Below are 10,593 nucleotides of genomic sequence, written 5' to 3' on the forward strand. Positions count from 1 at the left end.
GCGCATCAAACGGTTCAACAAACCCCAGCCCCGACCCCAAGCGCCAGCGCCCTGCTAACTCACGCAAACGTATCCACGAGCCCGACGGTGCGCCGCACCGGCACCTGCCGCGTGTCCCCCACGGCGCCCACATCGCCGAACCCGCCCGCATCGCGGCCACCGCGGCCCGAGCGCGCCCCCGACCCCGACCCTTGCCCGCCATCTTGTCCGGCCTGTCGAGCGAAGCCGTCGCTCACGCTCGTGCTTCCGAGTCCGATGCCATTCGCCTCCATCGCCTCGCGCAGCTTGGGCAGCGCCGCTTCGACAGCCTCGCGCACCTGCGCATGCTGCGAGACGAACAGCGCGTGCGCGTGATTGTCCGCGACCTGCAGCACGACCTGGAGCGGACCGAGGTCCTTCGGGTTGAGCGTCAACTCGGCGCTCTGCTGATGCGCGTTCGACAGGAACACGACCTTCTGGCTGAACGCATCGTCCCAGCCGGCGGAGCCGACGTGCGGCGCAATCGCCGCGCTCGTCGCGGCCGCCATCGAGCCCTGCACGTTCGACGCCCCCGATCCCGCCGATGCGGCCTGCAGCGCACCCGCATGCGCGGCGGCGTCGGCGGCCGCGCGCAAGGCCGCGGCGTCGCCGGTCTGGGCGGCGCCCGCCGCCGCCTGTGCACCCGCAAGCGCCGCGGCGTCGCCCTGCGCGACGGCGGTGGCGGCGGCGTTCCGGCCGTCGCCGAGCGCGGCGCCGAAGCCTAGGCCGATCGTGCGCGCCTCTTTCGACGCCTCGCCGTGCGTGCCGTCCGCAACGGCTCTGCCATCGACGTTCTGCACGCTGGAGCCGAACACCGCCGCCGCATTCGCCACGGCGGGCGCATCGCCGGGGGCGGCGAGCACCGCCTGCAGCGCTTCGTGCGCGGATTTCGGGTCGCCGGGCTTGTGCGGGGCGTCGGCAGTCGGGGCGCTGTCGCCGGTCGCGGACGAATCGCCGGCGGAATTGGCCGTCGATGCCGCCGCCGCATCCTCCAGATCGGCGAGCGTCGCGCCGGTGTCCGCGGCAGCGGCGTCGGCACGCGCCTTCGCCTGCGCGGCGGCAGCCGCCGTGTCCGGCTGGGTTTTGGCGGGCGGCCTGGCGGCGTCCTTCGTGGTGTCGCCCGGCTGGTCCGCCCGGGGCGCCTTGCCGGCCGTGTCGCTCTTGCCGTTCTGCTCCGGCGCCTGCGCGTCCTGCGTCGCGGCGGATTCGTCGGCGGCGGCATCGTCGCCGGGCTTGGGAGCGTCGTGAACGCTCGACGTCTGCGCCGCAGCAGCCGCCTTCTCGGCGCGCGCAGCGGCGTTCGCCTTGTCGGTCATGTTCTGCAGCGTCGCGCCGAACGAACCGAATGCGCCGTCGTCGCGCGACGACGGCCCCGCTTTACCCGGCGACCCCGGGGACGTCGCGCCGATGAGCGCGTTGGCAAACGAAACGGACGACATGCTTGACCTCTTTGATCCGGTAAAAATCGGGCGTTGCCGCGGTTCAGGCCTTCTCGGCCCTCATCCGCAGAATCTTTGCTGCGTGTTCATCGGCATCGCGCTGCTCGACGCGCGCCGCCTTCTTCGCGAGCACGGCTTCGCCGCGCGCCGCGAGCACTTCATATGAGCCGAGCTTCTGCTTTCTCAGCCGCCATTCGGGCTTGGCCGCCTCGAGCCGCTTTTCCGCCGCGTCGAGCAGCGCGCGCTGCTGGCCGATCGCCGAATCGAGCGTATCGACGAACGCCTGGAAATTGCGCAACGTCTGGGCCGTCGTCCCCTCCTGCGCCGACGCCGTGAACCGCGCGTGATATTCGTCGCGGTACGTGACGAGCGATGTCAGCTGCGCCTCGATCTCGTTGCGCTCCTGCTGGAGCTTGCCGAGTTTCTTGGCGGCCGCGTCGAGTTCTTCTTCCGCGAGGTTGATCAGGGTCTTGATCGGCAGGTGTTTTGACATGGGCGTCGGGTTCCTCAGCTTCCTTGGTCGAATAACTGGTCGAGTTGCGCGAGACTCGGGGCAAACTGGGCCTGCTCGCGAAAACCTTGTTGCAAGAACGCTTCCATGCGCGGATACAGCGCGATCGCGCGGTCGAGCAGCGCGTCGCGGCCGCTCGAATACGCGCCCACGTTGATGAGGTCGCGGTTGCGCTGATAGCGCGACAGCATCTGCTTGAACATGCGCACGCGGTCGAGATGCCGGTCGTCGATCAGCGCGGTCATCGCCCGGCTGATCGACGCCTCGATGTCGATCGCCGGATAGTGCCCCGCTTCCGCGAGCGAGCGCGACAGCACGATGTGGCCGTCGAGAATCGCGCGCGCGGAATCGGCGATCGGGTCCTGCTGATCGTCGCCTTCGGTCAGCACGGTGTAGAACGCGGTGATCGAGCCGCCGCCTTCCGGCCCGTTGCCCGTGCGCTCGACGAGCGCCGGCAGCTTCGCGAACACCGACGGCGGATAGCCCTTCGTCGCGGGCGGCTCGCCGATGGCAAGCGCGATCTCGCGCTGCGCCATTGCGTAACGCGTGAGCGAGTCCATCAGGAGCAGCACGTGCTTGCCCTGGTCGCGGAAATACTCGGCAAGCGACGTGGCGTAGGTCGCGCCCTGCATGCGCAGGATCGGCGAGACGTCGGCGGGCGCGGCGACCACCACCGAGCGCGCGAGACCGTCCTCGCCGAGAATCTGCTCGATGAACTCCTTCACTTCGCGCCCGCGCTCGCCGATCAGACCAATCACGATCACTTCCGCGCTGGTGTAGCGCGCCATGGTGCCAAGCAGCACCGACTTGCCGACGCCCGAACCCGCGAAAAGCCCCATGCGCTGGCCGCGTCCCACGGTCAGGAGCGAATTGATCGCGCGCACGCCGACGTCGAGCACCTTGTGGATCGGCTCGCGGTTCAGCGGGTTGATGGTCGGCGCGCTGAGCGGCGCGTCCACCTTGGCGCCGAGCGGCCCGAGCCCGTCGAGCGGACGGCCCGACGCGTCGACCACGCGTCCGAGCATTTCCCAGCCCACCGGCAGGCGCTTCGCACCGGCCATCGGATCGTTGATCGGCGCGCTTTCCAGCGGGTAGACGCGCGCCCCGGGCAAAAGGCCCGCGACTTCGGTGGTTGGCATGAGGAACAGCTTGTCGCCGGAAAAGCCGACCACTTCGGCTTCGGCCATCGGAATCGAGCTACCCGCGGGCAGCTCGATCATGCATTCGGCGCCCACGCCGAGGCGCAGCCCGACCGCCTCGAGCACGAGCCCGGCCGCACGCGTGAGGCGCCCGCACGCACGCAACGGCCTGGCGATGCCGCTGCGCGCCTTCAGTGTGTCGAGCTGCGCGCGCCAGCCGTCGAGATGCGGGTTGCCCGCGAGGTCGGCAAGCTGGACGATCGTCTGCGCGGCGCGCTCCTCCAGGCTCGGCTCGGCGGGGTCGGCGTCGCTCAGCAGCGGGCCGAACGACGCGCGCGCGATCTCCTGCTCGAGCTCGCTCAAGCCCTCCTGCGTGATGCGGCGCGCGGGCGCGCCCGGGTGCGGGGCAACGTGCGTGTTCACCATGGCTGCGACCTCCCGAGCGCCGCGGCGACGCGCTCCCAGCGCGTAGCGTTGGTCGCGTCGATTTCGCCGCTCGCCGCCTGCGCGCGGCAGCCGCCGCGCTCGATGCCGGGATCGGTGCGCACGCCCCAGCCGGCGGCTTCGAGCTCATCTTTCAAATAGGCTTCGACGATCGGCAGATCCGCCGGATTCACCGTCAGGTGCGGCGCGCCGGACAGCGCCGGCTCGGCCGCGATCACTTCGCGGGCGACGGCGAGGAGCGCGGTCGGATCGAGTGTCAGGTGCTGCTGCACGACCTGCTGCGCGATGTCGAGCGCGAGTGCCGTCAGCGATTGGCCGACCGCTGCGTCGGCGGCCTGCAGCGCGACCTTGAACGCGTCGGCGAGCCCGGCGAGGCGCGCGGCTTCGGCGAGCGCCTCCTTGCGGCCTTCCTCGAAGCCCTTCGCATGGCCCTGCTCGTAGCCCGCCTGGTAGCCCATCGCCTGCCCGGCGACGTGCCCCGACGCGAGCCCTTCCGCGTGCGCGTCTTCGTGCATGCGGCGCAGGTGCGCTTCGAGCGCGGCCTGTTCGGCGGCGCTGTTGTCCACCGTCACCGGGTCGAACGACGCCATCTCCCAGCGCTGATACGCCGAGAGCTGCGGCTTCTGCGCGCGGGCCGCGTCAGACATACGCGTCCTCCGCCTTGCCGCCTAGCTGGATCTGGCCGTTTTCCGCGAGATTGCGCACGGTCTGGAGGATGCGGCGCTGCTGCGTCTCGACTTCCGACACCCGCACCGGGCCGCGCGAATCGAGGTCTTCCGCGAGCAGTTCGGCGGCGCGCTGCGACATGTTCGAGAGAAACTTCTGGCGCAGCGCGGGCTGCGCGCCCTTGAGCGAGACGATCAGCGTCTCGGATTCCACTTCCTTCAGCAGCAGCTGGATCGCGCGGTCTTCGAGGTCGAGGAGGTTTTCGAACACGAACATCTGGTCGATGATCTTCTGCGCAAGCTCCGAGTCGTATTCGCGCACGTTCTGAAGCACCGACTCCTCGTGGTTGCTCGACATGAAGTTGAGGATTTCCGCCGCCGTGCGGATGCCGCCCATCGGCGCGCGCTTCAGGTTGTCGCTGCCGGAGAGGAGCGTGGTCAGCACGTCGTCGAGTTCACGCAGCGCCGCCGGCTGGATGCCGTCGAGCGTCGCGATGCGCAGGAGCACGTCGTTGCGCAGCCGGTCGGTGAGCAGCGCGACGATTTCCGACGCCTGGTCGCGGTCGAGGTGCACGAGGATCGTCGCGATGATCTGCGGATGCTCGTTCTTGATGAGTTCGGCGACAGCCGCCGAATCCATCCACTTCAGGCCCTCGATGCCGCTCGTGTCGCTGCCCTGCAGGATGCGGTCGATGAGCGCGCCCGCCTTGGTTTCGCCGAGCGCCTTCGTCAGCACCGAGCGGATGTACTCGCTCGAATCGAGCGAGAGCGCCGTGTGCTGCTCCGCCTCCTGCACGAATTCGGTGAGCACGTTGTCGAGCTGCTCGCGCGTCACGTTCTTGAGCGCGGCCATGGTCGCGCCGATCTTCTGCACCTCGCGCGGCGCGAGGTACTTGAAGACTTCGGCGGCTTCCTCCTCGCCGATCGACATGAGGAGGAGCGCGGCTTTGTTCAGGCCTTCAGCGTTCATCGGACACCCAGTTCTTCACGACCGTCGCCACGATTCTCGGGTCCTGGCGCGCGACCATGCGCGCGTAGTCGAGGTTGCGGTCGAATTTCGCCTTGCTGCTTTCATGGCCGAGGAGACTCACCTCGGCGTCCTTGTCTTCGTCCTGTTTCGTGTCGGGCAGCGACGGGCCGTCGAGCAGGGAAAGCTCGTCAGGCGGGCCGAGCGCCGCGGGCGCCTCGGGCGGCGGGAACGCGCGGCGCATCGCCGGCTTGACGAGGCTGAAGTAGAGGAAGAGGCCCACGAGCCCGATGCCGAGATATTTCGCGAGCTGGATGCCGCGCGCGATCATGTCCGGCGTGCGCCACCACGGCACGTCCGGCGTCACGCTCAGGTCCGACGAGAACGTGCTGTTGACGACGTTCACCGAATCGCCGCGCTTCTCGTCGTAGCCCATCGCGTCCTTCACGAGCTGCTGGACCTGCGCGAGCTTCTCGGCGGGAAGCGGGGTCATCGTGACGTTGCCCTTCGCGTCGACCTGCTTCTGGTAGTTCACCACCACCGCGACGGACAGGCGCTTGATGCCGCCCATCGGCTGCTCGTAGTGGCGCACGGTGCGGTCGACTTCGTAATTCGTGGTCGTGTCCTTGCGCTGGTTGACCGGCGTCGTCTTAACGGCCGCGCCCGCCGCGTCCGAAGCCGGCGCGACGATCGGCGCGGACGCCGGCTGCGGCGGCTGGTTCGACAGCGCGCCCGGCACGCCCGACGCGCCGCTGCCCGCGTTCTCGCTCGATTCGCTCGACTGCTGGCTGCGGATCGCCGTCTGCTGCGGATTGGCGTTCGGGCCGTAGCTCTCGGCCGTCTGCTCGAGCTTCGAGAAATCGACGTCCGCGCTCACCTGCGAGCGCGCGTTGCCCGCGCCGAAGAGCGGCGCGAGGATCGCGTCGATGCGTTTTTGCGTGTTGTGCTCGATCTGCTGCACATATTTGAGCTGCGACGCGTCGAGCCCGCTCGCGGCGCTCTGCTGCGTGAGCAGGTTGCCGTCCTGATCGACGATATTGACGTTCTTGACCGGCATGTCCGGCACGCCTGAGGACACCATGTGCGCGATTGCGAGCACCTGGCCTTCGTCAAGCACGCGCCCCGGGTACAGATTGACCATGACCGACGCCGTCGGCAGTTCCTTTTCGCGCACGAACACGGTCGGCTTCGGGATCGCGAGGTGCACGCGCGCCGACTTCACCGAGGAAATCGAGCCGATCGTCTTTTCGAGCTCGCCTTCCAGCGCGCGCTGGTAGTTCACCTGTTCCGCGAACTGGCTGATGCCGAATTTCTGGTTGTCCATCAGCTCGAAGCCGACCGAGCCGTTCTTCGGCAGGCCCTGGCTCGCGAGCCGCAGCCGCGTTTCATGCACCTGCTCGGCCGGCACGAGAATGGCGCCGCCCGAATCGGCGAGCTTGTACGGAATGTTGCCCTGTTGCAGTGCGGCAACGATGGCGCCGCCGTCGCGGTCGGACAGGTTGCTGAACAGCACGCGATAGTCCGGCTGGCGGGACCACAGCACGAGGCCCGCGATCACCGCCGCGAGAATGGCGACCGCGACGATCAGCGGCATGCGCGGATTCGAGCGGATTTGCGACAGCATCGGCATGCGCTGCGCGAAACCGCCGAATTCCGGGCCGCCGCCGAGGCTCACGCCGGGCGCAGCGCTCCCCACGGCGCCAGGCTGGGCGCCGGCCAGGCCCATTCTGGCGTCGGGGGTTATCAGGGAATTATTGGGCGTGTCCATTGCGTTAGAAGCTCTCCGGATCTTGGCGTCTTGGGCCGCGCTATGTTTTAGGCGCCCATGGAAGACTTTTCACGATTGGATTATCCGCAGATGAATGCAAGTCGATTGGGCGAATAGAGCCGGGTTTTACCCGCTCTTTCACGGCTTTGCCGAAAGCCCCGCTGATATTCTTTTTCGTACTCGGTCGCCCTGCGTCCACGAACCGCCCGGACTGGAAGTCGAACTTTCGTCCGCGCCGGGGACGGCCCGGGTCGAAAGCCCCGATTTGCCCCGAATCGCTCACCGAATCGCGCGTTCGATTCGCCCCGATTCGATGCCCGATGTCCTGTCATCACGGAGAAACCATGAATTTTTCGATCAACCCGATGAGTACCGCGCTCGGCGCATTGCAGTCGATGGCCGCGCAGGCGTCCGGCGGTGCCAGCGGGCCGACGGTGGCGTCGGGCAGCGTGACGGGCGCGCCGTCGGGCGCCGCCACGGCGGGAAGTTTTGCCGACGCGCTCAAATCGTCGCTCGACAAGATCAGCGACAACCAGATGAAGGCAACCGGCGAGGCGCGCGCGTTCGAAATCGGCGCGCCAAACGTGTCGCTCAACGACGTGATGGTCGATTCGCAGAAAGCCAACATTGGCCTCCAGTTCGGGCTCCAGGTGCGCAACAAGCTCGTCACCGCGTACAACGAGATCATGCAGATCTCAGTCTGAGGATGCCCCGCCGCTTCCCGCACCCCGTGTCGTCCGCGACCCGGTTTCGCCTTGCGCCCTAAAGCTTTTCCGCGGTTTTCCGATAACACCGGTAACAGCACGACGAACGGCAGCCCACCCGGGAACGGTGTGAGCAGGCCGTTCGCCGGCATCGATTCACACCGGTGAAGTCCCGGCCAGCGTCAGCGAAGGCACGTCGTCGAGTGCCGGAAGGCGGCGCTCGGGCCCCGACGCGTTCGGCATCGCACAAGGAGAACCACGGATGTATTCCCCAGGACACGCTGGAGCCAACGCCTACGCGCGCGTCGGCGTTCAAACAGGAGTGATGGGAGCGAGCCCGCACCGGCTGATCGTGATGCTCTACCAGGGCGCGCGTCAGGCGATCGCCCAGGCGCGGATGCATTTGCAGCAGAACAACGTGGGCGCGCGGGGCGCGGCGATCAGCAAGGCGATCAGCATCATCGAAAGCGGGCTGCAGCAGGCGCTGAACAAGGACACGGGCGGCGAGATCGCCGGGCGGCTCGACGCGCTGTATACGTATATGACGCGGCGTCTCCTGGAAGCGAACCTGAAGCAGGACGAGCGGATGCTGGTGGAAGTGGACGAACTGCTCGCGACGCTCGAGGAAGCCTGGATTGGGATCGGACCGGAAGTGGCGCAAATGACGCAAGCGGCTGCGGCACAGGCCGCGGTGAATGCCTGAAGAGAATGAACACAAACCAAGAATATTTCGCCCACTACGAGGCCATCGCGACGCTTTCCGGCCAGATGCTGGCGGCGGCGCGCAGCGGTGAGTGGGGCGAGCTGAAGGCGATGCAGGGCGCGTATCGCGAACTCGTCGACCGGCTGAAGGAGGTCGACGCCGGTTCCGAGCTCGACGACACCGCCCGGGCGCGCAAGCTCGACCTGGTGAAGAAGATTCTGGCCGACGACGCCGCCATCCGCGATCTCACCGCGCCGAGCCTCGCGCGCCTGTCGGCGCTCTTCACGGTGAATCGTCCGGCGCGCGTGCTGAAAAAGATGATCGGGCTGCGTTAGGCGCGCATCGGGCGCCGCCGCCGGCGGCCGCCGTTCGCGCAGGACGCCGAGAAAAGGACACCGGCATGACAGGACTGGATTCTGCGATCGCAACGCTCCTCGCCGGCCGGGCCGACATGCTGCTGTCCGCGATCAGCCCGTCTGCCGGCGCGACCGCCGGCCAGACCACCACGCAGGCCGGCACGTCGCGGCTTTTCGTCGATATTCCGCAGAGCGCGCCCGGCAGCGTCCAGAACGGCGTGCCCGGCGCGGGCGGGCCGTCCGCGCAGACCGCGCTCAGCGCCGTCGCGCGCACGCTCGACGCGATTTCCCGCTTTGGCGGCAACGGCGCGCTGACGCTCACCGGCGACGCGCCGCTCTGGCCGACGCCGCCGCGCGCCGTCAGCGCCTTCGCCACGCTTTCCGGCGGCCTCTTCGATACGGCGTTCGGGTCGAACGCCGCCGCCGTCGCCGCCGCGGTCCGCGCGGCAAACCAGCCGGCACCGGCGCTGCCCGCCGCGGCGCTGGCCGCCGCGCTCGCGAAGACGGTCGACGAAAGCGGTCTCTTCTACGAATCCCATCTCGTGCAGTGGCTCGCCGGGCAGCGCACGGCGGCGTCGCTCGCGGGCGAGCCGCAGGCGCGCGCCGATTCGCGCACGATGCCGCTGCCGCTCGATTTCGCGGCGGCGAGAGGCGACACGGCCAATGCCGCCAATGCCGCCTACGCAGCCTACGCAACCGATGCAGCCGATGCAGCCGATGCGGCCGAAGCAGCTGAAGCCTGGCTCGACGGTCCGCAACTGTCGCGCGCGTCCGGCGCCGGTTTTCCCGATGCGCAGTCGGCGGCGCGCACGGTCGCGCTGCCGCAAACCCCGCAGCAGGCGGCGGCGCTCGCGGCATCGGTGCGCGATGTGCCCGAGACGGTGTTTTCGACCCCGGCGTCCGCCAGCGCGGCGGCCGCGGCGCTCCGCCCGCGCGAGTCCGCCGTGCAGGCGTCGCTTGCGGCCGGCATCCATCCATCGACGATTCCGCTCGTGCGCCAGCAGCTCGACGTTCTCGCCACCGACCAGTTTCGCTGGTCCGGCGAAGCGTGGCCGGGCGCGCGCTTCGAATGGGAGATCTCGCCCCGGGAGCGCGATGCGCGCGCGCACGACGGCGGCATCGAGGACGAGCGCGCGTGGCGCACGCGTCTCACGCTGTCGCTGCCGACGCTCGGCACCGTCGACGCCGAACTGGTCCTGACGGGGCAACAGCTGAGCGCGCGGATCAACGCGAGCGCGGACGGAGCGGCGCGGCTCGTCGCGGATGGCGATGCCTTTCGCAGGCAGCTCGAGGCGGCGGGGATCGGGCTCGCGGCGTTGTCGATCCGCGGCGTGGATGCCCCCGTTTCCGCCGACGCTCAGGCGGGCGGGGAAAAACCGGTGCCGTCGCCGCTCGCACACCTTTTCCGCGCACATTCCGGCGACACGGGGAGCCGCTCGTGAGCGCACCCACTGATGTGCGCAAGCAGGCGACCGCGCTCGCCTACGACGCCAGCAACCGCGATGCCGCGCCGCGCGTCGTGGCGAAGGGCTACGGGATCGTCGCGGAGATGATCGTGCAGCGGGCGAAGGACGCCGGGCTGTATGTGCACGAATCGCCGGAGATGGTTTCGCTGCTCATGCAGGTGGACCTCGATTCGCGGATTCCGCCCGCGCTTTATCAGGCGGTTGCCGAGATGCTGGCCTGGCTTTATCGGCTCGAAAACGGGGAGGACGCGGGGGCTGCGCCGAAGGTCGCGGCCGGGGCGCACGGGCGCGTGCGGTGAAACTTTCGGTCCTCGGGGATTGCGGCTGCCGTTGGGCTTGCTGGGACTTCGATCTGCCCCTGTGCGGGGCGGCAGTTGCGTTCTTTTGCTGGCGCTTGGGGTTGGGGTTGGGGT

At 68.8% G+C, this 10,593-nt stretch carries 11 protein-coding genes; 5 read left to right on the forward strand and 6 right to left on the reverse strand.

Annotation, left to right across the window (positions count from 1 at the left end):
• Positions 1-59 precede the first annotated feature (59 nt).
• Genes BG61_RS36685 through fliF form a run of 6 tightly spaced genes read right to left on the reverse strand, consistent with a single transcriptional unit; the run spans position 60 to position 6,951 of the window.
• Positions 60-1,457, reverse strand: coding sequence for a flagellar hook-length control protein FliK (locus tag BG61_RS36685; RefSeq protein WP_035936882.1), 1,398 nt, complete (start codon positions 1,455-1,457; stop codon positions 60-62).
• 43 nt (positions 1,458-1,500) lie between these two features.
• Positions 1,501-1,950 (reverse strand): flagellar export protein FliJ, encoded by a 450-nt coding sequence (fliJ, locus tag BG61_RS36690; RefSeq protein WP_035936885.1) that lies wholly within the window; start codon positions 1,948-1,950, stop codon positions 1,501-1,503.
• Between the two features lie 14 nt (positions 1,951-1,964).
• Positions 1,965-3,533, reverse strand: coding sequence for a flagellar protein export ATPase FliI (gene fliI, locus BG61_RS36695; RefSeq protein ID WP_051673048.1), 1,569 nt, complete (start codon positions 3,531-3,533; stop codon positions 1,965-1,967).
• Positions 3,527-4,198, reverse strand: coding sequence for a flagellar assembly protein FliH (fliH, locus tag BG61_RS36700; RefSeq protein WP_035936888.1), 672 nt, complete (start codon positions 4,196-4,198; stop codon positions 3,527-3,529). Before fliH ends, fliI begins: the two co-directional genes overlap by 7 nt.
• Positions 4,191-5,186 carry a flagellar motor switch protein FliG gene (fliG, locus tag BG61_RS36705; RefSeq protein ID WP_035936890.1) on the reverse strand — a complete coding sequence of 332 codons (996 nt, stop codon included), beginning with the start codon at positions 5,184-5,186 and terminating at the stop codon, positions 4,191-4,193. The genes fliH and fliG overlap by 8 nt, the downstream gene beginning before the upstream one ends.
• The gene (fliF, locus tag BG61_RS36710) at positions 5,176-6,951 is read right to left on the reverse strand and encodes a flagellar basal-body MS-ring/collar protein FliF (protein WP_035936893.1); all 1,776 of its coding nucleotides are present in this window, start codon (positions 6,949-6,951) and stop codon (positions 5,176-5,178) included. The genes fliG and fliF overlap by 11 nt, the downstream gene beginning before the upstream one ends.
• 344 nt (positions 6,952-7,295) lie before the next feature.
• Between fliF and fliE the strand changes: the two genes are divergently transcribed.
• From fliE to BG61_RS36735, 5 genes are all read left to right on the forward strand, one after another.
• On the forward strand, positions 7,296-7,655 hold the full coding sequence (fliE, locus tag BG61_RS36715) for a flagellar hook-basal body complex protein FliE (protein ID WP_035936895.1): 360 nt from the start codon (positions 7,296-7,298) through the stop codon (positions 7,653-7,655).
• A gap of 262 nt (positions 7,656-7,917) precedes the next feature.
• Positions 7,918-8,358: a flagellar export chaperone FliS gene (fliS, locus tag BG61_RS36720; RefSeq protein WP_035936898.1), complete on the forward strand. Its 441-nt coding sequence runs from the start codon at positions 7,918-7,920 to the stop codon at positions 8,356-8,358.
• 5 nt (positions 8,359-8,363) lie between these two features.
• The gene (locus BG61_RS36725) at positions 8,364-8,693 is read left to right on the forward strand and encodes a flagellar protein FliT (RefSeq protein ID WP_035936900.1); all 330 of its coding nucleotides are present in this window, start codon (positions 8,364-8,366) and stop codon (positions 8,691-8,693) included.
• 65 nt (positions 8,694-8,758) lie between these two features.
• Entirely contained in the window at positions 8,759-10,156 is a 1,398-nt protein-coding gene (gene fliK / locus BG61_RS36730) for a flagellar hook-length control protein FliK (RefSeq protein WP_035936901.1), read from the forward strand.
• Complete coding sequence (locus BG61_RS36735) at positions 10,153-10,479, forward strand: EscU/YscU/HrcU family type III secretion system export apparatus switch protein (RefSeq protein ID WP_035936903.1); 327 nt, start codon at positions 10,153-10,155, stop codon at positions 10,477-10,479. The genes fliK and BG61_RS36735 overlap by 4 nt, the downstream gene beginning before the upstream one ends.
• Positions 10,480-10,593: the final 114 nt, after the last annotated feature.

Source organism: Caballeronia glathei, from assembly GCF_000698595.1.
Taxonomy (GTDB): Bacteria; Pseudomonadota; Gammaproteobacteria; order Burkholderiales; family Burkholderiaceae; genus Caballeronia; species Caballeronia glathei.